The sequence below is a fragment of the Nocardioides pollutisoli genome, from assembly GCF_040045055.1.
In the GTDB taxonomy this organism is placed as follows: Bacteria; Actinomycetota; Actinomycetes; order Propionibacteriales; family Nocardioidaceae; genus Nocardioides; species Nocardioides tweenelious.
Window position 1 is genome coordinate 3,613,313 of sequence record NZ_JBDZDU010000001.1, and the last position, 21,129, is coordinate 3,634,441.

24 protein-coding genes and 1 riboswitch are annotated in these 21,129 nt (G+C 72.1%); of the genes, 18 read left to right on the forward strand and 6 right to left on the reverse strand.

The genetic code is table 11. The annotated features are described in order from the left end of the window. Positions 1–6 precede the first annotated feature (6 nt). The 3 genes from coaBC (at position 7) to ABLE68_RS17770 (ending at position 4,665) form a co-directional block, all read left to right on the forward strand. Positions 7–1,263, forward strand: coding sequence for a bifunctional phosphopantothenoylcysteine decarboxylase/phosphopantothenate--cysteine ligase CoaBC (gene coaBC / locus ABLE68_RS17760; RefSeq protein ID WP_348873165.1), 1,257 nt, complete (start codon positions 7–9; stop codon positions 1,261–1,263). 73 nt (positions 1,264–1,336) lie between these two features. Then, positions 1,337–2,527, forward strand: coding sequence for a methionine adenosyltransferase (gene metK, locus ABLE68_RS17765; protein ID WP_348873166.1), 1,191 nt, complete (start codon positions 1,337–1,339; stop codon positions 2,525–2,527). 95 nt (positions 2,528–2,622) lie between these two features. Beyond that, on the forward strand, positions 2,623–4,665 hold the full coding sequence (locus ABLE68_RS17770; RefSeq protein ID WP_348873167.1) for a primosomal protein N': 2,043 nt from the start codon (positions 2,623–2,625) through the stop codon (positions 4,663–4,665). Between the two features lies 1 nt (position 4,666). Here the strand turns inward: ABLE68_RS17770 and ppk2 are convergent, their stop codons facing one another. Then, positions 4,667–5,557, reverse strand: a complete 891-nt coding sequence (ppk2, locus tag ABLE68_RS17775) for a polyphosphate kinase 2 (RefSeq protein ID WP_348873168.1) — start codon at positions 5,555–5,557, stop codon at positions 4,667–4,669. A gap of 79 nt (positions 5,558–5,636) precedes the next feature. Here ppk2 and def point away from each other — a divergent pair, with 79 nt between their 5' ends. The 4 genes from def to ABLE68_RS17795 are packed head-to-tail and all read left to right on the forward strand — an operon-like array spanning position 5,637 to position 8,841. Next, a complete protein-coding gene (gene def, locus ABLE68_RS17780; protein WP_348873169.1) occupies positions 5,637–6,182 on the forward strand; it encodes a peptide deformylase in 546 nt (181 codons plus the stop codon). After that, positions 6,182–7,108, forward strand: coding sequence for a methionyl-tRNA formyltransferase (gene fmt / locus ABLE68_RS17785; RefSeq protein WP_348873170.1), 927 nt, complete (start codon positions 6,182–6,184; stop codon positions 7,106–7,108). Before def ends, fmt begins: the two co-directional genes overlap by 1 nt. 4 nt (positions 7,109–7,112) lie before the next feature. Beyond that, entirely contained in the window at positions 7,113–7,517 is a 405-nt protein-coding gene (locus tag ABLE68_RS17790; protein WP_348873171.1) for an MmcQ/YjbR family DNA-binding protein, read from the forward strand. Then, a complete protein-coding gene (locus ABLE68_RS17795; RefSeq protein ID WP_348873172.1) occupies positions 7,510–8,841 on the forward strand; it encodes an RsmB/NOP family class I SAM-dependent RNA methyltransferase in 1,332 nt (443 codons plus the stop codon). Before ABLE68_RS17790 ends, ABLE68_RS17795 begins: the two co-directional genes overlap by 8 nt. Position 8,842: 1 nt before the next feature. Here the strand turns inward: ABLE68_RS17795 and ABLE68_RS17800 are convergent, their stop codons facing one another. Beyond that, positions 8,843–9,580: an AAA family ATPase gene (locus ABLE68_RS17800; RefSeq protein WP_348873173.1), complete on the reverse strand. Its 738-nt coding sequence runs from the start codon at positions 9,578–9,580 to the stop codon at positions 8,843–8,845. A 32-nt stretch (positions 9,581–9,612) separates the two neighbouring features. Here ABLE68_RS17800 and ligD point away from each other — a divergent pair, with 32 nt between their 5' ends. The 3 genes from ligD (at position 9,613) to rpe (ending at position 12,163) form a co-directional block, all read left to right on the forward strand. Continuing rightward, positions 9,613–10,575 carry a non-homologous end-joining DNA ligase gene (gene ligD / locus ABLE68_RS17805; RefSeq protein ID WP_348873174.1) on the forward strand — a complete coding sequence of 321 codons (963 nt, stop codon included), beginning with the start codon at positions 9,613–9,615 and terminating at the stop codon, positions 10,573–10,575. 486 nt (positions 10,576–11,061) lie between these two features. Next, positions 11,062–11,487 (forward strand): YkvA family protein, encoded by a 426-nt coding sequence (locus ABLE68_RS17810; RefSeq protein WP_348873175.1) that lies wholly within the window; start codon positions 11,062–11,064, stop codon positions 11,485–11,487. A gap of 10 nt (positions 11,488–11,497) precedes the next feature. After that, a complete protein-coding gene (gene rpe, locus ABLE68_RS17815) occupies positions 11,498–12,163 on the forward strand; it encodes a ribulose-phosphate 3-epimerase (RefSeq protein WP_348873176.1) in 666 nt (221 codons plus the stop codon). A 1-nt stretch (position 12,164) separates the two neighbouring features. On the opposite strand, the gene ABLE68_RS17820 is transcribed toward rpe, so the two are convergent. Further along, a complete protein-coding gene (locus ABLE68_RS17820; protein ID WP_348873177.1) occupies positions 12,165–12,995 on the reverse strand; it encodes a hypothetical protein in 831 nt (276 codons plus the stop codon). 71 nt (positions 12,996–13,066) lie between these two features. Continuing rightward, a riboswitch (FMN riboswitch) is annotated at positions 13,067–13,208 on the forward strand. A gap of 76 nt (positions 13,209–13,284) precedes the next feature. Between ABLE68_RS17820 and ribD the strand changes: the two genes are divergently transcribed. The 8 genes from ribD to ABLE68_RS17860 are packed head-to-tail and all read left to right on the forward strand — an operon-like array spanning position 13,285 to position 18,946. Then, positions 13,285–14,325, forward strand: a complete 1,041-nt coding sequence (gene ribD / locus ABLE68_RS17825) for a bifunctional diaminohydroxyphosphoribosylaminopyrimidine deaminase/5-amino-6-(5-phosphoribosylamino)uracil reductase RibD (protein WP_348873178.1) — start codon at positions 13,285–13,287, stop codon at positions 14,323–14,325. A gap of 1 nt (position 14,326) precedes the next feature. Next, on the forward strand, positions 14,327–14,932 hold the full coding sequence (locus ABLE68_RS17830) for a riboflavin synthase (protein WP_348873179.1): 606 nt from the start codon (positions 14,327–14,329) through the stop codon (positions 14,930–14,932). Next, complete coding sequence (locus tag ABLE68_RS17835; RefSeq protein ID WP_348873180.1) at positions 14,929–15,627, forward strand: nicotinamide mononucleotide transporter family protein; 699 nt, start codon at positions 14,929–14,931, stop codon at positions 15,625–15,627. Before ABLE68_RS17830 ends, ABLE68_RS17835 begins: the two co-directional genes overlap by 4 nt. Further along, positions 15,624–16,889, forward strand: a complete 1,266-nt coding sequence (locus ABLE68_RS17840; protein WP_348873181.1) for a bifunctional 3,4-dihydroxy-2-butanone-4-phosphate synthase/GTP cyclohydrolase II — start codon at positions 15,624–15,626, stop codon at positions 16,887–16,889. Before ABLE68_RS17835 ends, ABLE68_RS17840 begins: the two co-directional genes overlap by 4 nt. Positions 16,890–16,891: 2 nt before the next feature. Beyond that, positions 16,892–17,377 (forward strand): 6,7-dimethyl-8-ribityllumazine synthase, encoded by a 486-nt coding sequence (gene ribH, locus ABLE68_RS17845; RefSeq protein WP_348873182.1) that lies wholly within the window; start codon positions 16,892–16,894, stop codon positions 17,375–17,377. An 11-nt stretch (positions 17,378–17,388) separates the two neighbouring features. After that, entirely contained in the window at positions 17,389–17,652 is a 264-nt protein-coding gene (locus ABLE68_RS17850; protein ID WP_348873183.1) for a phosphoribosyl-ATP diphosphatase, read from the forward strand. 9 nt (positions 17,653–17,661) lie between these two features. Beyond that, complete coding sequence (gene hisG, locus ABLE68_RS17855) at positions 17,662–18,510, forward strand: ATP phosphoribosyltransferase (protein ID WP_348873184.1); 849 nt, start codon at positions 17,662–17,664, stop codon at positions 18,508–18,510. Then, the gene (locus tag ABLE68_RS17860; protein ID WP_348873185.1) at positions 18,494–18,946 is read left to right on the forward strand and encodes a PH domain-containing protein; all 453 of its coding nucleotides are present in this window, start codon (positions 18,494–18,496) and stop codon (positions 18,944–18,946) included. The genes hisG and ABLE68_RS17860 overlap by 17 nt, the downstream gene beginning before the upstream one ends. Here the strand turns inward: ABLE68_RS17860 and ABLE68_RS17865 are convergent. From ABLE68_RS17865 to ABLE68_RS17875, 3 genes are read right to left on the reverse strand one after another with little or no spacing between them, the layout of a single operon-like run. Then, positions 18,936–19,466, reverse strand: a complete 531-nt coding sequence (locus ABLE68_RS17865) for a nucleoside/nucleotide kinase family protein (RefSeq protein ID WP_348873186.1) — start codon at positions 19,464–19,466, stop codon at positions 18,936–18,938. The two genes, ABLE68_RS17860 and ABLE68_RS17865, sit on opposite strands and share 11 nt — an antisense overlap. Before the next feature lie 2 nt (positions 19,467–19,468). Next, the gene (locus tag ABLE68_RS17870) at positions 19,469–20,695 is read right to left on the reverse strand and encodes an amino acid deaminase/aldolase (protein ID WP_348873187.1); all 1,227 of its coding nucleotides are present in this window, start codon (positions 20,693–20,695) and stop codon (positions 19,469–19,471) included. Then, positions 20,695–21,120, reverse strand: a complete 426-nt coding sequence (locus tag ABLE68_RS17875) for a hypothetical protein (RefSeq protein WP_348873188.1) — start codon at positions 21,118–21,120, stop codon at positions 20,695–20,697. Before ABLE68_RS17875 ends, ABLE68_RS17870 begins: the two co-directional genes overlap by 1 nt. Between the last annotated feature and the right edge of the window lie 9 nt (positions 21,121–21,129).

The window sequence follows — 21,129 nt, forward strand, 5'->3', positions numbered from 1 at the left end:
GCGCAGGTGACCACCAGCCCCGTCCACGAGGCCGCTTCCCCCCAGGGGACGCGGCCCCGTGTCGTTCTCGGGGTCTCCGGGGGGATCGCCGCCTACAAGGCGTGCGAGCTGCTCCGTCAGTTCACCGAGTCCGGCCACGACGTCACCGTCGTACCCACCGCGGCCGCGCTGGAGTTCGTCGGCGCCCCGACCTGGGCGGCCCTGTCCGGCAAGCCGGTGTCGACCGACGTGTGGTCCGACGTCCACGAGGTGCCCCACGTCCGGATCGGCCAGTCGGCCGACCTGGTCGTGGTCGCCCCGGCGACCGCCGACCTGCTCGCGAAGGCCGCCCACGGGCTCGCCGACGACCTGCTCACCAACACGCTGCTGACCGCGCGCTGCCCGGTGGTCTTCGCCCCGGCGATGCACACCGAGATGTGGGAGCACCCCGCCACGCAGGCCAACGTCGCCACGCTGCGCTCGCGCGGCGCGCTGGTCATCGAGCCCGCCGAGGGCCGCCTGACCGGCAAGGACACCGGCAAGGGCCGGCTGCCCGAGCCGCGGGAGATCTTCGAGACCTGTCGCGAGGTCCTGGCCCGGGGCGTCGGTGCGCTCGACCTGAGCGGTCGCCACGTCGTCGTGTCGGCCGGCGGCACCCGCGAGTACCTCGACCCGGTCCGCTTCCTCGGCAACCGCTCCTCGGGCCTCCAGGGCTACGCCCTCGCCCGCGCGGCTGCTGCCCGCGGAGCCGAGGTCACGCTCGTCGCGGCCAACGTGACGCTGCCCGACCCGGCCGGCGTCAAGGTCGTCCGGGTGGAGACCACCGCCCAGCTCCGCCAGGAGGTCGTGGGTGCCGCGGCGTCCGCCGATGCCGTGGTGATGGCGGCCGCCCCTGCCGACTTCCGGCCGGTCGGCACCAGCGAGGCCAAGATCAAGAAGGCCGCCGACGGCTCGGCCCCGAGCCTCGAGCTCACCCAGAACCCCGACATCCTCCACGAGATCAGCACCGACCGCTCCCACGCGGGCTCGGTGATCGTGGGCTTCGCCGCCGAGACCGGCGACGAGACCGGCTCGGTCCTCGAGCTCGCCCGCGCCAAGCTCGCCCGGAAGGGCTGCGACCTGCTCGTCGTCAACGACGTCAGCGGGGGAGCGGTCTTCGGCAGCCCCGACAACGAGGCCGTGATCCTGGGCGCCGACGGGGCGGTCGTCGAGGTCCCGCGCGGGTCGAAGAGCGTGCTGGCCCACGTCATTTGGGACGAAGTCGCCACCAGGCTGCAGGATTGAGACCGGCGTCCCGCGATCCGGGACGCTGGCTATCGTGTGCCACACGCCATCTCAGATAACAGGAGTGCTGCTTGTGACTGGACGTCTCTTCACCTCGGAGTCCGTGACCGAGGGTCACCCGGACAAGATCGCTGACCAGATCAGCGACTCCGTCCTCGACGCCATGCTGGAGCAGGACCCGCACAGCCGGGTCGCCGTCGAGACGCTCCTGACGACCGGGCTCGTCGTGGTCGCCGGTGAGGTCACCACGACCGGCTACGTCGACATCAAGCAGAAGGTCCGCGACCGGATCCTCGCGATCGGCTACGACTCCTCGCTCAAGGGCTTCGACGGCGCCTCGTGCGGCGTGATGGTCGCGATCGGCGGCCAGTCCGGCGACATCGCCCAGGGCGTCGACACGGGCCACGAGAGCCGCACCGGCTCCGTCGACGCGATGGACAAGCAGGGCGCCGGCGACCAGGGCCTGATGTTCGGCTACGCGTGCGACGACACCGACGTGCTGATGCCCCTCCCGATCGTGATCGCGCAGCGCCTCGCCGAGAAGCTCTCCGAGGTCCGCAAGGACGGCACGCTCGACTACCTGCGGCCCGACGGCAAGACCCAGGTCACCATCGAGTACGACGCCGACAACCGCCCCGTCCGCGTCGACACCGTGGTGCTCTCGACGCAGCACGCCGAGGAGACCGAGCTCGACGCCCTCGAGGCCGACATCAAGAAGCACGTCATCGACCCGGTGCTCGACACGTTCACCATCCCTTCCGACGGCTACCGGCTGCTGGTCAACCCGACCGGTCGGTTCGTCGTCGGCGGCCCGATGGGCGACGCCGGCCTGACCGGTCGCAAGATCATCGTCGACACCTACGGCGGCATGGCCCGCCACGGCGGCGGCGCCTTCTCGGGCAAGGACCCGTCGAAGGTCGACCGTTCCGCGGCGTACGCCATGCGCTGGGTCGCCAAGAACGTCGTCGCGGCGGGCCTGGCCCGCCGCTGCGAGGCGCAGGTCGCCTACGCGATCGGCAAGGCCCAGCCCGTCGGCGTCTTCATCGAGACCTTCGGCACCGGCACGGTCTCGGACGAGAAGATCCAGGAGGCCGTCCTCGAGGTCTTCGACCTACGCCCGGCCGCGATCATCCGCGACCTCGACCTGTTGCGTCCCATCTACGCCAAGACCGCGGCGTACGGCCACTTCGGTCGCGAGCTCCCCGAGTTCACCTGGGAGCGCACCGACCGCGCCGACGCCCTGAAGGCCGCTGCCGGTCTGTAGTCGGCCCGCCCGAAGCTGCTCGTCGACCCGCCCGAAACTTTCGGGCGGGTCGACGTGTTTCTGGGCCGTCCCCGGCCGCTGGTAGAACTGCGCCCATGACCGACCCCTCCGAGCAGCAGCCCGAGCTGCTGCCGGGCATGGTCCGGGCGACGGTCAAGGCATCGCAGGCGAAGGCCCGGGCGACGCGGGCCAAGAAGGCCGCGGAGGCCGAGCCGGCTGAGGTCGACCCGGTCGCGCAGGTGCTCGTCGACCTGCCGCTGGCCCACCTCGACCGGCCGTTCGACTACACGGTGCCGGCCGCGATGGCCGACACCGCGGTGGCGGGCGCCCGGGTCAAGGTGCGGTTCGCCGGCCAGGACGTCGACGGCTACGTCGTCGGTCGCGTGCCCGCCTCGGACCACGCCGGCCGCCTGGCACCCCTGCGCCGCGTGGTCAGCGCCGAGCCGGTGCTGGCCCCGCAGATCGCGGCGTTGAGCGCCGAGGTGGCCGAGCGCTACGCCGGCGCGCGTTCCGACGTCCTCCGGTTGGCCGTGCCGAGCCGGCACGCCACCACCGAGCGCGAGGAGTCGCCGCCGGCCGGCCCGTGGCAGCACGACCCCGCGGCGGGTGAGCTGGCCTGGGCCGACCACCAGCCCGGCCCGGCGTTCCTGCGCCACCTCGCCGAGGGCGGCAGTCCCCGAGCGGTGTGGGGAGCTGCCCCGGCCACCGACTGGCCGGTGCTGGTCGCCCACGCGATGGCGGCCGCCTACGCGTCCGGTCGCGGGGCGCTGGTGTGCGTCCCGGACGGCAAGGACGTCGCCCGGGTCGACCGTGCCCTGACGGACCTGCTCGGCACCGGTCACCACGTCGCGCTCACCGCCGACTCCGGTCCGGCTCGCCGCTACCGCGACTTCCTGGCCATCAGCCGGGGAGCCCGGCGGCTCGTGGTCGGCACCCGCGCCGCCGGATTCGCGCCGGTCCACGACCTCGGCCTGGTCGTCATCTGGGACGACGGCGACGACCTCCACGCCGAGCCACGCGCGCCCTACCCCCACACCCGCGAGACCCTGCTCCTGCGGGCCGAGCGGGAGGGCGCGGCCGCCCTGCTCGGTGGCTTCGTGCGCACGGTCGAGGCCGAATACCTGGTCCGCACCGGCTGGGCCCGGGAGCTGGGCCCCGACCGTGACGAGGTGCGCCGCCGGGTGACGGTCTCGATCGCCGGTGCCTCGGACAGTGCGCTCGCGCGCGACTCCCAGGCCCGCTCCGGACGGATGCCGCGCGAGGTCCACACCGCCGTCCGCGACGCCCTCGAGATCGGGCCGGTGCTCGTCCAGACACCGCGGCTCGGCTACGTCACGTCGCTGGCCTGCGAGCGCTGTCGCACCCCAGCGCGCTGCGCCGCCTGCCAGGGTCCGCTCGCGCTCACCGGCCCGACCACGCCTCCTGCCTGTCGGTGGTGCGGCACCGTCGCGGACGCCTGGGCCTGCGGCGAGTGCGGACACCGAGGGCTCCGCGCGCCCGTGCTGGGCGATGCGCGCACCGCCGAGGAGCTCGGTCGTGCGTTCCCCAACACACCTGTCCGCACGAGCTCGGGCTCGAGCGTCCTCGCCACCGTCGACGGCAGGCCGCAGGTCGTGGTCGCCACGCCCGGCGCCGAGCCCCTGGCCCCGTCCGGGTACGCCGCCGTCGTGCTCCTCGACACCTGGCTGTTGCTCTCGCGGGTCGACCTGCGCGCGGGCGAGGAGGCGCTGCGTCGCTGGGCCAACGCGGCCGGGCTCGTGGCTCCCGGTGGGCGGGTGGTCGCGGTCGGTGACCCGAGCCATCCCGCCCTGCAGTCGCTGGTGCGGTGGGACTCCGCCGGCTACGCCGCGCGCGAGACCGCCGAGCGGGTCGAGGCCCACCTCCCTCCAGCCAGCCGCCTGGCGACGATCACCGGCGAGCCGGGCGCCGTCGACGACGCCATCACGCTGCTCGCCGCTCCCGCGGACGCGGAGCTGCTCGGCCCGGTCGACGTCGGCGAGGGGGAGAGCCGGATGGTCGTCCGGGTCCCGCGGGCTCAGGGTGCCGCCCTGTCGCGGGCGCTCGGTGAGCTGCAACGGGTCCGGTCGAGCCGCAAGCTGGACGCCGTCCGCATCCAGGTCGACCCGCAGACGCTCTAGGTCAGTCGCCGACCGCGTCGATGCCGCGCTGGACGATGAGCGGGTCGGGGGTGCCCACGATCCCGGCGTCCTTGCCGTCGTACTCGAACTGCGAGAGGAAGTGGCGCATCGCGTTGATGCGCGCCCGCTTCTTGTCGTTGCTCTTGATCGTGGTCCACGGCGCCCACTCGGTGTCGGTGCGCCGGATCATCGCCTCCTTGGCCTCGGTGTAGTCGTCCCACTTGTCCAGCGACTCGAGGTCGATGGGGGAGAGCTTCCACTGCCGCACCGGGTCGACCTGGCGGATGATGAAGCGGGTCCGCTGCTCCGACTGGGTGACCGAGAACCAGTACTTCGTGAGCGAGATGCCGCTGTCGACGAGCATCCGCTCGAAGAGCGGCGCCTGGGCCATGAACTGCTCGTACTCGGGCGGGGCCGCGAAGCCCATGACCCGCTCGACGCCAGCGCGGTTGTACCAGGAGCGGTCGAAGAGGACGACCTCCCCGGCGGTCGGCAGGTGCTTCACGTAGCGCTGGAAGTACCACTGGTTCTGCTCGCGGTCGCTCGGCTTGGTCAGCGCGACCGTGCGGGCGTAGCGCGGGTTGAGGTGTTCCATGAACCTCTTGATGGTGCCGCCCTTGCCGGCGGCGTCGCGGCCCTCGAAGAGCAGCACGTGCTTGCTCTCGGTGTCGGCCGCCCAGCGCTGGAACTTCAGCAGCTCGACCTGGAGCACGTACTTCGCCTCGTCGTACTCCTCGCGCGGCATCCGCTCGTCGTACGGGTAGTTCTCCCGCCAGGTGTCGACCGCCCGCCCGTCCGGGTCGATGAGGACGGGGTCATCGTCGTGGTCCTCGCCGATCGTGTGGCCGTCGATGTGGAGGCGGTCGATGTACTCGCGCACGTCCTGGAGCATGCTGCTCAAGGTAGCCAGGCAACCTGAACGGCGGGTGACCTCCCTAGACTGGCTCTCCCGCCTGACTGCTAGGAGTTCCGTGCCCATCCAGCCGATCCGCCTCTTCGGCGACCCGGTCCTGCGCAAGCCGGCTCTCGAGGTCGTCGACTTCGACAAGGAGCTGCGCCGCCTGGTCGAGGACCTCACCGACACCATGCTCGACGCGCCCGGCGCCGGCCTCGCCGCGCCGCAGCTCGGCGTGGGGCTGCGCGTCTTCACCTGGCACGTCGACGGCGAGCTCGGTCACCTCGTCAACCCGCGCCTCGACCTCTCGGAGGAGGAGCAGGACGGCCCCGAGGGCTGCCTGTCCATCCCGGACCTGACCTTCGACTGCAAGCGCGCCCTCTCGGTCGTCGCGCGCGGCTTCGACATGTACGGCGAGCCCGTCGTGATCGAGGGCTCCGACCTGCTCGCACGCGCCATCCAGCACGAGACCGACCACCTCGACGGGGTGCTCTTCGTCGACCGGCTCGACGCCGAGGCCCGCAAGGCCGCGATGAAGGCGATCCGCGAGGCCGAGTGGTTCGGTCTGGAGCAGCCGGCCGTCAAGGTCTCGCCGCACCCGACGTTCGGGCGCGCCCTCTGATGCGGGTCGTCTTCGCCGGCACCCCCGAGGTCGCCCTGCCGTCCCTCGACGCCATCGCGGCCTCGCCGCACGAGCTGGTCGGGGTCGTCACCCGCCCCGACGCCCCGTCCGGTCGTGGTCGCAAGCTCGTCGCCAGCCCGGTCGCGCTGCGCGCCGAGGAGCTCGGCGTGCCCGTCCTCAAGCCTGCACACCCGCGCGACCCGGAGTTCCAGGCCGAGCTGCGCGCGCTGGCGCCCGACTGCTGCCCCGTGGTCGCGTACGGCGCACTCCTGCCGCAGTCGGCCCTCGACATCCCTGCGCTCGGCTGGGTCAACCTGCACTTCTCGGTGCTGCCCTCGTGGCGCGGCGCGGCCCCGGTCCAGCACTCGATCTGGGCCGGCGACGAGGTCACCGGTGCCACGACGTTCCGGATCGTCAAGGAGCTCGACGCCGGGCCGACGTTCGGCGTGATGACCGAGCGGATCCTGCCCACGGACACCGCAGGCGACCTGCTCGCGCGGCTCGCCGAGGGTGGCGCCGGACTGCTCGTCGCGACCCTCGACGGCCTCGAGATCGGCAGCCTCGACGCCCGTCCCCAGCAGGAGGACGGGTTGTCCTTCGCGCCCAAGGTGCTCGTCGACGACGCCCGCGTCGACTGGAGCCAGCCCGCGATCGCGATCGACCGGCAGGTCCGCGCCTGCACGCCCGCGCCCGGCGCGTGGACGACGTACGACGGCGACCGGCTCAAGCTCGGCCCGGTGACCCTCACCGACCAGCAGCTCCCGCCCGGTGAGGTCGCCGTCGGCAAGTCCATGCTCCTGGTCGGCACCGGCACCCACGCCGTACGCCTCGGTGACGTCCAGGCGGTCGGCAAGAAGCAGATGCCCGCCGCCGACTGGGCGCGCGGGCTGCGGCTCGAGTCCGGCTTCGTGGTTGGTGCGGGCTGACGTCATGAGCCGACCCGCAGGTCCTGACGACATCGACCTGATCTGCCGGTCGTTGCCCGAGGTCGAGCTCGGCACCTCGTGGGGTGACCGGCCGACCTACAAGGTGCGAGGCAAGGGCTTCCTGCTCTACCGCGCGCCGCACAAGACCGCCGTCGATCCCGAGACCGGTGAGCTGTACGACGACCTGCTCGTCATCACCGTCGCCGACGCGGTCGAGAAGCAGTCCCTCGTCGACGACGAGCGGCTGCCGTTCTTCACCATCGACCACTTCAAGGGCTACAACGCCGTCCTCGTGCAGGAGAGCCGGCTCGCGGAGATCGACCGCGACGAGCTCGCCGAGATCATCACGGACGCCTGGGCGGCCAAGGCGCCCGTGTCCTTGCGGAAGAAGCACTTCGGCGATGGCTGAGCGCTCCCGCAAGACCTCGAAGGTCGACCCCGCCCGGCTCGCCGCGTTCGACGTGCTCAAGGCGGTCCGGGTCGACGACGCCTACACCAACCTGGTGCTGCCCTCGACCCTGCGGAAGTACGGCCTGAGCGGTCGCGACGCCGGGTTCGCGACGGAGCTCGCCTCGGGGACCATCCGCTGGCAGGGCCTGTACGACGTGATCCTCGCGGCCTCCATCGACCGGCCGCTGGCCAAGGTCGAGGCGAAGGTGCTCGACGGGCTGCGGCTCGGCACCCACCAGCTGCTCGCGATGCGGGTCCCGGCGCACGCCGCGATCAGCACCACGGTCGACCTGGTCCGCGACAAGGTCGGCGCCGGCGCCGGCGGCTTCACCAACGCAGTGCTGCGCAAGGTCTCCCGCCAGGACCTCGCCGCCTGGGTGGCCGAGGTGGCGCCCGACGCGGCCACCGCGTCCAGCCACCCCGCATGGGTGGTCGACGAGCTGCGTGCGGCGCTCGGTGACGACTCCCAGCTCGACGCGCTGCTGGCGGCCGACAACGCCCCGCCGCGGGTCACGCTGGTCGCCCGTCCGGGTCGCGTCGACCGCGCCGAGCTGCCCGGAGAGCCGACCCCCTTCTCGCCGTACGGCGTCGTGCTCGACGGCGGCGACCCGGGCCAGGTCCCGGCCGTCGCCGACGGCCGCGCCGGTGTGCAGGACGAGGGCTCCCAGCTGGTCGCCGTCGTCGCCGCGACGGCCGCGGTCGCCGGCCGCGACGAGCGCTGGCTCGACCTCTGCGCCGGACCCGGCGGCAAGGCGGCGCTGCTCGCCGCGCTGGCGGCCGAGCGCGGTGCGCTGCTGGTCGCCTCCGAGAGGCAGGTCCACCGGGCCGGCCTCGTCCGCCGCGCGCTCGCTGGAGCCGCGGGGGTGGCCGGCGTGGTGGCGGCCGACGGCACCGCTCCGCCGTACCTTCCCGGTGCCTTCGACCGGGTCCTCGTCGACGCGCCGTGCACCGGGCTGGGTGCCCTGCGTCGGCGTCCGGAGTCGCGGTGGCGGCGACGTCCCGAGGACCTGGAGGGCCTCGTCCCGCTCCAGCAGGCGCTGGTGTCCGCGGCCCTCGACCTGACCCGCCCCGGCGGCGTGGTCCTCTACGCCACCTGCTCGCCGGTGCTCGCCGAGACCCGCGGTGTCGTCGAGTCCGTCCTCGCCAGCCGCGACGACGTCGCCCTGGAGTCCATCGACCTGGCGGTCCCCGACTGCGCCGGACCGCTGCCCGGCACCGTCCAGCTGTGGCCGCACCGGCACGGCACCGACGCGATGTTCCTGGCCCTGCTGCGCAAGGCCTGACTCAGTCCAGCACGTGCCGGAGATAGCGGCCGGGCGCGTCGAGGTAGGCCTTCCAGTGCTGCACGAGCTCGAGCTCGTCCCACGTCGTACGTCGGAGTCCCCAGTCGCCCACCTCGAGGATCGTCGCGCCGGGCATTGCAGCGAGCACAGGGGAGTGCGTGGCGCAGAGGACCTGACCTCCCTGCTCCACGACGGCTCCGAGCGTCGCGATGAGCCCGAGCGTCGAGGAGAAGGACAGGGCGGCCTCGGGCTCGTCGAGGCAGTAGAACCCCGCGGAGTCGAACCTGGTTCGGAGCACCTCGAGGAACGACTCGCCGTGGCTCATCTCGTGGAAGACCGGGTCCCGGCGGTTGGCGTCCTGAGGTCCGGGGTTGTCCTCGAGATAGCTGTAGAACCCGTGCATCGTCTCGGCGCGCAGGAAGAACCCCCAGCGGCTGCCGCCGAGCCCGCGCTGCAGCCTGAGCGACCGGCCCAGCGGCGACTCGGTGGCGCGCGTGGCGTGCTGGCTGCCGGTCGAGCCGCCCTCGACGCCGAGACCGAACGCCTGCGCGACCGCCTCGACGATCGTGGACTTGCCCGACCCGTTCTCGCCGACCAGGAACGTCACGAAGGGCGACAGCTCCAACCCGTCGGCGGCCAGCTGCTCGACCGCCGGGATCGTCATCGGCCACTGCCCGCGCCGTGGCCGACGCTCGGGGTCGACGTCGACGCGCACGACGGGCGGCTGGTCGAAGTCCACGACGTACAGCCTAGGAGCCCTAGATTGGGTTCATGCCGTCGAAGCCGCCCGCGGTCGAGATCGAGGTCGACGACCGGACCGTGCGGGTCAGCAACCCGGACCGCGTCTACTTCCCCGAGTCGGGCGCCACGAAGCTGGACCTCGTCGAGTACTACCTCGCCGTCGGCCCCGGCATCGTCAACGCGCTGTTCGAGCGACCCTGCATGCTGCACCGCTTCCCGAAGGGGCTGGCGGGCGACAAGGTGCACCAGAAGCGGCTGCCCGGCGGTGCGCCGGACTGGGTCGAGACGGTCCAGCTCTTCTTCCCGCGCTGGGGGCGCACCGCCGACGAGCTCTGCGTGACCGAGCTGGGCAGTGTCATCTGGGCGGTGCAGATGTCGACCGTCGAGTTCCACCCCTGGAACAGCCGTCGCCAGGACACCGAGATGCCGGACGAGTGGCGCATCGACCTCGACCCGGGACCGGAGTGCGACTTCGCCACCGTGCAGCGCGTCGCACAGGTCGCCCACGAGGTGCTCGACGAGCTCGGCGCGACCGGCTTCCCCAAGACCAGCGGGGGATCGGGGCTGCACGTCTACGTGCGCATCCGCCCCGACCACGGCTTCAAGGAAGTACGCCGGGCCGCGCTGGCCTTCGCCCGCGAGGTCGAGCGCCGGGCTCCCCAGGACGTCACGACCACCTGGTGGCGCAAGGACCGCGACCCGAAGCACCTCTTCGTCGACTACAACCAGAACGCCCGCGACCACACGATCGCGGCGGCGTACTCCGTCCGCGGCGTCCCCGACGCCCGCGTGTCCACCCCGATCCGCTGGGACGAGGTCGACGCCGTCGACCCGCACGACTTCACGATCTTCACCGTGCCGCAGCGCTTCGCGGACCTCGGCGACCTGCACGCCGACATCGACGCCCACGAGTTCGACATCGCGCCGCTCCTCGAGTGGGCCGAGCGCGACGAGCGGGACGGGGCCGAGCCACCGGTCGATCCGGAGGACTGACCGGTCGGTGGTTGAGGAGGTCGCGCAGCGTCGGACCTCGGTGGTCGAGGAGGTCGCGCAGCGACGGACCCCGGTGGTTGAGGAGGTCGCGCAGCGACGGACCCCGGTGGTTGAGGAGGTCGCGCAGCGACCGTCTCGAAACCCCCGCAGCCAGCAGGTGACGACGACGGACCCCGGTGGTTGAGGAGGTCGCGCAGCGACCGTCTCGAAACCCCCGCAGCCAGCAGGTGACGACGACCGACCCCGGTGGTTGAGGAGGTCGCGCAGCGACGGACCTCGGTGGTTGAGGAGGTCGCGCAGCGACCGTCTCGAAACCCCCGCAGCCAGCAGGTGAGGACGGACCCCGGTGGTTGAGGAGGTCGCGCAGCGACCGTCTCGAAACCCCCGCAGCCAGCAGGTGACGACGACCGACGAGACCTGCGCCCGAAGCCCTGACGCCCCACACCCCGCCGCAGGCGGGCTCACCCGCATGCCACGCTGGGCGCCATGGGCTGGTGGGAGTTGCTCGCGGGTGCCGTCGTCGGCCTGGTCGCCGTCTGGTTGGCGCTGATCGCGACGCTGCTCTGGGTGGGCAGGTCCCAGGACGACCCGACCCGGCTCCGGGACGTGGCCCGGCTGGTCCCCGATGTGGTCCGGCTCTTCCGTCGGCTCGCTGCCGACCCGACGCTGCCGCGCGGGGTCCGCGTGCGGATGGGACTGCTCGTCGGATACCTGCTCCTGCCGGTCGACCTGGTGCCGGACTTCATCCCGGTCGTGGGCTACGCGGACGACGCACTGATCGTCATCTGGGCGCTGAGGTCGATCACCAGGAAGGCCGGCCCCGATGCGCTCGACCGGCACTGGCCCGGCAGCCCTGAGGGTCTGGACGCCCTGAAGAGGATCGCCGGAGTCGCCGGACCCGCGTCACCCTAGACTTCGGCCCGTGGGCCACATCCAGATCACGCCGAGCATCCTCAACGCCGACTTCGCCGATCTCGGAGCGGAAGTGGCGCGGATCGGCAGCGCCGACTGGGTCCACGTCGACGTGATGGACAACCACTTCGTCCCCAACCTCACCTTCGGTCCGACCATGGTCGAGGCGCTGGCCCGGGTCAGCGACGTACCCCTCGACGCCCACCTGATGATCGAGGACGCCGACAGCAACGCCCTGGCGTACGTCGAGGCAGGGTGCGGATCGGTCACCTTCCACGTCGAGGCGGCGAAGGCTCCGGTCCGGCTGGCGCGAGAGATCCGCAGCCACGGGGCCCGGGCGAGCATGGCGCTCAAGCCGGCGACGCCGATCGACCCCTACGAGGACCTGCTCGCCGAGCTCGACATGGTGCTGATCATGACCGTCGAGCCGGGCTTCGGCGGCCAGAAGTTCCTCGACCTCTGCCTGCCGAAGATCCGCCGAGCCCGCGAGCTGATGGACAAGCACGGTGTCGAGACGTGGCTCCAGGTGGACGGCGGCGTGAGCCTCGAGACGATCGAGCGCTGCGCCGAGGCAGGTGCCGACGTGTTCGTGGCCGGCTCGGCCGTCTACTCGGCCGACGACCCCGACCGGATGGTCGCCGAGCTGCGCGCCGCCGCCGAGGCCGCGCGCTCCTGACTCAGAGCAGCGGCCGGGTCGGCTCCTGCCGGAAGACCCGTCCGTCGCGGCTGACGTAGAACGCGTCGCCCGAGCGCACCCACACCACGCCCGAGCGCCCGCTCGTGCCGCCGAGCTCGGTCATCGGCAACGCCCGCTCGCCGATCTCGGCGCGCGAAGGAGCGAACAGCGGCCGGTACGGCGCGTAGGAGCCCCAGTCGTCACCGGCGCTGATCCACAGGCCGTGGTGGGGTGTCGAGAGGTGCTGGCCCCGGTCGCCGCTCCAGTGGTCGAGGAGGACGAGCAGGCGGCCGTCGGGCAGCACGACCGCTCCGTCGACGTACGCCACCTCACCGGACACCCTCGGGACGGCGAACCGACGCCACCTCGTGCCGTCCAGCCGCGCGGCTGCCTCGAAGGGCAGCAGCGTCGCGCCGTCCCCTCCGCCGACCAGCGCTTCGCCGGTGCCGCCGACCGTCGCCACCGGCTGTGCGATCAGGCCCGCGAGCACACCGGGCTCGGGATCAACCGGGACGGAGAACGCAGCCCGGGCGCGGGCTGCCGTCCAGCGCCGGTAGGTCACCGTCGCCATCCGGTCGTCGCTGCTCACGATCGTCCGCCGGGAGCCGGCCTGCCAGGCGGCGGTGACCTGGACCCTGCCGTGCCGAAGTGCCGCGCTCGTCGCGATGAGCCGCGCGTGCGGGTCCCGCATCACCTGCTTCGGCGATGCGGCCGGTGACCCGGCTGGTGACGCTGTCGTCGAGGTGACCGGCGCGGTGGGCTCGGGAGGGGACTCGTCGCCCGAGCACCCGGTCAGCAGCACGAGCAGGACGACGACGGCGGCGGTCTTCACGCTCCTGTGACGCGAAGCACGCAGATCCGGTTGTCGGCTGTGTGGCACACTCGTCCCGACGAGTTTTCAACTCGCGTGCTCTGGGGTCGGTGTAATTCCGAGCCGGCGGTGACTGAGAGATCAGAAGTCCGCGACCCGGTCGCAGCCAGCGACCGGTTGACCAGGTGAAATTCCTGGACCGACGGTTAAAGTCCGGATGGGAAGCGCACGCAGGTGTCGTTCCACGTACGTCGTACGTGCCCGACCCGTCTGCCCCGGAGTCCGTGAACGGACATGAGGGGCCATCCAGATGAGCTTCACCGCAGCCGAGCAGGCCGCCATGCGGCGTGCCCTGGAGCTCGCGGTCACGCCCGGCGTCCCGACCGGTCCCAACCCTCGCGTCGGCTGCGTGCTCATCGACGACGCGGGCCGCACGGTCGCCGAGGGCTACCACCGCGGCGCCGGCACCCCGCACGCCGAGGCCGACGCGCTCGCCCACGCCGGCGAGAGCGCTCGCGGCACCACCGCGGTCGTCACCCTCGAGCCCTGCAACCACACCGGCCGCACCGGTCCCTGCGCCGAGGCGCTGGTCGCGGCCGGCGTACGCCGCGTGGTGTTCGCGCAGTCCGACCCCAACCCGGTCGCCGCCGGCGGGGCGGAGACCCTGCGCGCCGCCGGCGTCGACGTCGAGTCGGGACTTCTGAGGGTTGAATCGGGACTGCTGAACACGGTCTGGACCTTCGCGGTCGAGCACCAGCGCCCGTTCGTCACCTGGAAGTTCGCGTCCACCCTCGACGGCCGGAGCGCCGCCGCCGACGGCACCAGCCGCTGGGTCTCCAGCAGGGCCTCCCGCCTCGACACGCACCGGCTCCGCGCTCTCTGCGACGTGATGCTGGTCGGCACCAACACCGTCGCCGTCGACGACCCGCTCCTCACGGTGCGTGACGAGCACGACCAGCCGATCGAGCACCAGCCGCTCCGGGCGGTCATGGGGGAGCGCGACCTCGATCCCGACCGCCGGGTCTTCAACTCGGACGCCGAGAGCGTCCACCTCCGCACGCGCGACCCGCAGACCGCGCTGAAGGAGCTCTACGCCCGCGACCGCCAGCACGTCTTCCTCGAGGGCGGCCCCACGCTGGCCGCCGCCTTCCTGCGGGCCGGCCTCGTCGACGAGATCGTCGTCTACGTCGCACCGATGCTGCTCGGCGCCGGCCGGAGCGCCGTCGCCGACCTCGGAATCACCACCATCGCCGATGCGTTCCGTCCCCGGGTCACGGACATCACCGTGCTCGACGGCGTCGACGGCGAGGAACCCAACGTCCGCCTGACCCTGACCCCCGAAAGGCACTGACATGTTCACCGGAATCGTCGAGGAGCTCGGCACCGTCGCAGCCCTGGAGGACCAGGGCGACGCGATCCGCCTCACCATCCGCGCGACCACCGTGCTCGAGGACGCCGGTCTCGGCGACTCGATCTCGGTCAACGGCTGCTGCCTGACGGTCACCACCCTCGACGACGACACCTGGACCGCCGACGTCATGCAGGAGACGCTCGACAAGACCAGCCTGTACGGCGTACGCCCCGGCGACCGGGTCAACCTCGAGCGCGCCGTCACCGCCGACAAGCGCCTCGGTGGCCACATCGTCCAGGGCCACGTCGACGGCGTCGGCGAGGTGCTGAGCCGCACGCCCAGCGAGCACTGGGAGGTCGTCGAGATCTCGCTGCCCGCAGGAATGTCCCGCTACCTCGTCGACAAGGGCTCGATCAGCGTCGACGGCATCAGCCTCACCGTCGTCGAGGCCAAGGACGCCAGCTTCACCGTCAGCCTGATCCCCGAGACGCTCGCCCGCACCACCCTCGGCTTCCGCCAGCCCGGCGACCGCGTCAACCTCGAGGTCGACGTCATCGCCAAGTACGTCGAGCGACTGCTGCCCTTCCACACAGGGGAGAAGGCATGAGCCTCTCCACGCTGTACGACGCCCATCTGACCATCTCGGGCCACCAGATCACCTGGCGCGAGATCGTCGGCAACGCCTTCGGGTTCGCCTCGGCCGTCGGCGGACTGCGACGGCGGGTCTGGGCGTGGCCGGTCGGCATCATCGGCAACGTCCTGCTCTTCACGGTCTTCGTCGCCGCGACCTTCGACGCCCAGGCCCAGCAGCCGCTCTTCGGTCAGGCCGGTCGCCAGGTCTTCTTCATCATCACGAGCATCTACGGCTGGCACCGCTGGCGGCAGGCCAAGCAGGCGCACGGCGGCGGTGACGTCCCCGCGGTCGACCCGCGCTGGGCGACCGCCCGCGAACGCGTCGCCTACCTGGTGGCCGCGGCCGCAGGCGTCCTGGTCTGTCAGTGGGTCTTCACGGTCGTCGGTGCCGGCTGGCCCGCGCCGCGCTGGTACTACTGGTGCGACGCCTGGATCTTCGTCGGCTCGATGCTCGCGACCTACGCGATGGCCCGCGGCTGGAACGACTTCTGGCTGGCCTGGATCGCGGTCGACCTGGTCGGCGTACCTCTCCTGTGGCACTCGGGCTACTACCCCTCCGCGATCCTCTACGTCTTCTACGGCGGTCTCTGCGTCGCCGGCTTCATCACCTGGCTGCGGGTCAGCACCGCCGCGCCAGGACAGCACCAACGAGAGAAGGTCCCCGCATGACCCACGACCCGCAGCACGAGGGCGTCCGCCTCGACTCCATCGAGCGCGCGATCGCGGACATCGCCGACGGCAAGGCGGTCATCGTCGTCGACGACGAGACCCGCGAGAACGAGGGCGACATCATCTTCGCCGCCAGCAAGGCGACGCCCGAGCTGATGGCGTTCACGATCCGCCACAGCAGCGGCGTCATCTGCGTGCCGATGCCCGCCGACATGCTCGACCGGCTCGAGATCCCGCTGATGACGCCGCACAACAAGGACAAGCTGCGCACGGCGTACACGATCTCGGTCGATGCCCGCGACGGCGTCAGCACCGGCATCTCCGCCGCCGACCGCGCCCACACGGCGCGCGTCCTGGCGGACTCGGCGACCGAGCCGTGGGAGATCACCCGGCCCGGCCACGTCTTCCCGCTGCGCTACCGCCAGGGCGGGGTGCTCGTACGCCGCGGTCACACCGAGGCCGCGGTCGATCTCGCCACGCTGGCCGGGCTCACCCCCGCCGGGGTGCTGGTGGAGGTCGTCAACGACGACGGCACCATGAAGCGCGCGCCCGAGCTGCGCGAGTTCGCCGACGAGCACGGGCTCGCGATGATCTCGATCGACGACCTGGTCCGCTACCGCCGCCGCCACGAGAACCTCGTCGTCCGGGTGGCCGAGACCCGCCTCCCCACGCGGCACGGCGACTTCACGGCGTACGGCTACCGGATCACCGTCGACGACTCCGAGCACATCGCGCTCGTCTACGGTGACGTGTCCGGCCCCGAGCCGGTGCTCACCCGCGTCCACTCCGAGTGCCTCACCGGCGACGTCTTCGGCAGCAGCCGCTGCGACTGCGGTCCGCAGCTCGACGAGGCGCTCGAGCGGATCGTCGAGGAGGGTCGCGGCGTCGTCGTCTACCTGCGCGGCCACGAGGGCCGGGGGATCGGCCTGGTCGCCAAGCTGCAGGCCTACCAGCTCCAGGACGGCGGCCGCGACACCGTCGACGCCAACCTCGATCTCGGGCTGCCCGCCGACGCGCGTCACTACGGCACCGCCACCCAGGTGCTCCGCGACCTCGGCGTCACCAACGTGCGACTGATGACCAACAACCCCGACAAGGTCGACAACCTCGAGGACTTCGGGGTCCACGTCGCCGAGCGGGTCGGCCTCACCCCGCACCCGAACGACCACAACCTGGCCTACCTGCTGACCAAGCGGGACCGGATGGGCCACGACCTCCCCAACCTCGCTGCCGAGGCAGCCGAGCTCGCGAACGGAGCCTGATCATGTCCGGAGACGGAGCCCCCGACCAGGAGGTGTTCGACGCCAGCGGTCTCAAGGTCGCGGTCGTCGCTGCCAGCTGGCACACCCAGGTGATGGACGGCCTGCTCGCCGGCACCGAGCGAGCACTCGCGGCGTACGGCGTCCACGACGCACGCGTCGTGCGGGTGCCCGGCACGTTCGAGCTGCCGGTCGTCGCGTCCGCGCTCGCGCAGCAGGGGTACGACGCGGTCGTCGCCCTCGGCGTCGTGATCCGCGGCGGCACGCCGCACTTCGACTACGTGTGCAACGCCGCCACCGACGGACTCGTCCGGGTCGGCCTCGACCACACGGTGGCCGTCGGGTTCGGCGTCCTCACGTGCGACAACGACCAGCAGGCGCTGGAGCGCGCCGGTCTGCCGCACTCCCGGGAGGACAAGGGCTACGAGGCCACGTCGGCCGCGCTGCTCACCGCACGGACCCTGCACGAGGTCGCGGGCAGCACGCCGTAGGCTCTCTGACCGTGAAGACGTTCGACGAGCTCTGGGCCGAGCTGCAGGAGAAGGCCCGGACCCGACCCGAGGGATCCGGCACCGTGCGTGAGCTCGACGCCGGCGTCCATGCGATCGGGAAGAAGCTGGTCGAGGAGGCCGCCGAGTCGTGGATGGCCGCCGAGCATGAGGGGCCGGAGCGGACGGCCGAGGAGATCAGCCAGCTGCTCTACCACGCCCAGGTGCTGATGCTGGCCTCCGGCATCGAGCTCGACGACGTCTACGCCCACTTGTAGGAAGCAACCATGTCTCTCCTGAGGATCGCGGTCCCCAACAAGGGATCGCTCTCGCAGTCCGCGTCCGAGATCCTGCGCGAGGCCGGCTACCGGCAGCGCGACGACGCGAAGCAGCTCACCCTGATCGACACCGAGAACGGCGTCGAGTTCTTCTACCTGCGCCCGCGCGACATCGCGCTGTATGTCGGCGAGGGCACGCTCGACGTCGGCATCACCGGTCGCGACCTGCTCACCGACTCGGGCGCCAAGGCCGAGGAGGTCATGGGCCTCGGCTTCGGCCGCAGCCGCTTCCGGTTCGCCGGACCGCAGGGCGTCTACACCGACCTCGCGCAGCTGGCCGGCCTCCGGATCGCCACGTCGTACGTCGGGGTGGTGCGCGCCTTCCTCGAGGAGCGTGGCATCGACGCCAGCGTGACCCGGCTCGACGGCGCCGTCGAGACCAGCATCCAGCTCGGTGTCGCCGACGTGGTCGCCGACGTCGTGGAGACCGGCAGCACCCTGCGCCAGGCGGGTCTCGAGGTCTTCGGCGAGACGATCCTCGAGTCCGAGGCCGTCCTCGTCACGCGCGGTGGCGCCGTCCCGGACGGGTTCGAGGTCTTCAAGCGCCGCGTCGACGGCGTCCTGGTCGCGCGCAGCTACGTGATGATGGACTACGACATCGAGGAGGCCCGGGTCGGTGACGCCGTCGCACTGACCCCCGGTATCGAAGGCCCCACGATCGCGCCCCTGCATCGCGAGGGCTGGGTCGCGGTGCGCGCGATGGTCCCGCGGGCCGGCTCCCAGCGGCTGATGGACGAGCTCTACGACATCGGCGCTCGCGGCATCCTCCTCACCGACATCCATGCCTGCCGGCTCTGAGCCTGCGGCGCCGGTCGCGCTGCCGCGCACCTGGCGCCCGCTCGGCGTCCGGGTCGCCGCCGCGGTCCTGGGCGGGGGTCTGCTGATGGTCTGTGCGCTGGCCTGGATCGGCTTCGACGACGAGACCCGGGCCAAGTTCACGGTCTTCCAGCGCGGCACGCTGGTGTTCTTCGCGCTGCTGGCGTTCGCGCTCTTCTACGCGCTGGTGCGCTCGCGGGTGGTCGCCGAGGAGGGCCGGCTGGTCGTCGTCAACGGCTACCGGCGCCACGAGTACGAGTGGGCCCAGGTCATCGCGGTGCACCTGCCGCCCGGCGCCCCTTGGGTGACGCTCGACCTCGCGGACGGCACCACCGCTGCGGCGATGGGCATCCAGGGCTCGGACGGCAACCGGGCCAAGACGGCCGTGCGCGAGCTGCGCGCTCTCGTCAACCGCTGACCAGGTCGGCGTGCTCGCGCGTCGAGCACCGGGCGAAGTGCTCGTCCTCGGCGCGCGCCCACGCGTCCCAGTAGGGCGCGAACGCCTCGCCATCGCGCGCCAGTCCGCGGGCCTTCCGCACGTCGAGCTCCGCCTCGACCCAGACCAGAGCCGTCACCAGGCCGGCGAGCTCCGGCGCCCAGGACCCGACGCCCTCGACGACCAGCAGCGGCCCCGACTCCACGGTCACTGTCTCGGTGAAGGAGCCGAGGTGCCAGTCGTAGCGGCGGTAGGTCCCCGGCTCACCCGACGCGAGCGGGTTCAGCAGGGTCGACAGCTGGGTCCCCACCCCGGGCAGGCCCGCCCACCCGTCGTACAGCTCGTCCATGTGCACGACGCGACTCGCAGGTGCGAGCGCGGAGACCGCAGCGGCCAGCGTGGTCTTGCCAGAGCCCGAGGGCCCGTCGATGCAGAGCAGCCGTCCGGCGCCCAGCGTCGGCGGCCGGTCCTGCAGGAGCGCCAGGACCGACGACGGGTCCATGGTCAGAAAGCCTGGCCGTACCCGCGATAGCTGGGCACGGTGTCGACGAACTCGCTGCCCGACAGCAGCTGCACCGTGTTGGCGTGCTCGAAGACCTCGCCGGACTTCGCGTGCCGGAACCACACGAGGTCGCCGATCTCCAGCTGCGCGGCCGGCGGGCCGGTGAGCGGCGTCTGCACCTCGCCGACGCCCTCCAGGGGGATCAGCTTCAGTCCGGCCGGCGCCCACGGCGTCGGCAGCCGGTCGGGGCCGATCGGTCCGGAGGCGACCAGGCCGCCGCCGTGCACGGTGACGGTGTCCGGGCCGGGGCGTCGGGTGACCGGCAGGCCGAAGTACGACGCCGGCCGCGGCGTGAACGAGCGGTAGTGGTCGAAGAGCGTCGGGACGAGCAGGCCGGAGCCGGCCGCGATCTCGGTGACGACCGGGTCCTCGGCGGTCTCGGCGACCGAGCCGGACCCACCGCCGTTCCAGAACTCGAGGTCGGCGAACTCACGCAGCGCCTCGGCGATCTCGCGCCGGCGTACGGCGAGCTGCGGGATCGAGCGCGCCTTCACCTGACGGACGATCATCGACTTGGCCCTGGCCGTCGGGACCTGGTCCTGGAGCCCGGCGACCTGACCCTCGTAGGTCATCGCCCCCACGAGGCGGAAGCCGTCGCGCCGCGCGATCTCGCGGGCCAGGGCCACGGCGCCCGCGACGTCGTGCAACGGCGACCGCTTGGGACCGAAGTGCTGTCCAGCCATCCGGAGCCCGGCGTCCACGTCGAGCGAGATCCGGATCGGCACGGTGGGGGAGAAGCGCACGCTGTCGACCACGTCGAGCTGGGCGACGTTGTCGACCATCAGCGTGATCGCGGCCGCTGCGGCCGGCGACGCGACCAGCTCGGCCAGCGCACCGCGGTCGACGGTGGGGTAGGCGACGAGGATGTCGTCGCTGATGCCCTGCTCGTGCAGCCACAGGGCCTCGCGCAGGGTGTAGCCGAGCACGCCGTGGAAGCCCTCGGTCGCCAGCGCCCGGCTGATCAGGGCGGGGATCCGCAGCGACTTGGAGGCCACCCGGATCGGCTTGCCGGCGGCGCGGCGGCGCAGGTCGGCGGCGTTGGCGTCGAAGGCGTCGAGGTCGACCACGAAGATCGGGCTGGAGAGCGGTACGCCGTGCTTGGCGACCGCGTCGTTGAGCCGGGTCCACAGCTGGTTGCGGTCCACCGGACCCGGGGCGGCGTCTGCCATCACGTGATTCCTCGCTTGCGCAGCAGCGCCTCGATGTCGGCCATGTCGTCGTCGTCCGCGAGCGCGGGCCGACCCTGCTTCGCGGGTCCGACCGCCCGGGGTGCGTCGGCGGGCGCGACCTTAGCGCGCTCGCGCGCACGCATCCGACCCGACGTCACGAACAGCACCGCCGAGAGGCCTGCGAGCACGACGCCGGCCCAGACGAAGGGGTTGAAGACGAGGTTCGTCGCCCAGCTGGTCACGGCGTTCACGATCTTCGTGAACATCTGCAGCGTCTTGGTGAGGTAGGCCGCGAGCGGCAGCAGCGTGAAGGCGAGCGCGCGCAGTCCGGACGACAAGCCGCGGCGCTGGAACGAGACCCAGGTCCAGATCCCGCCCAGCACCGTCAGGCTCAGCGTCAGTGCCGCCCAGGCTGCGTCATCCACGCCATCAAG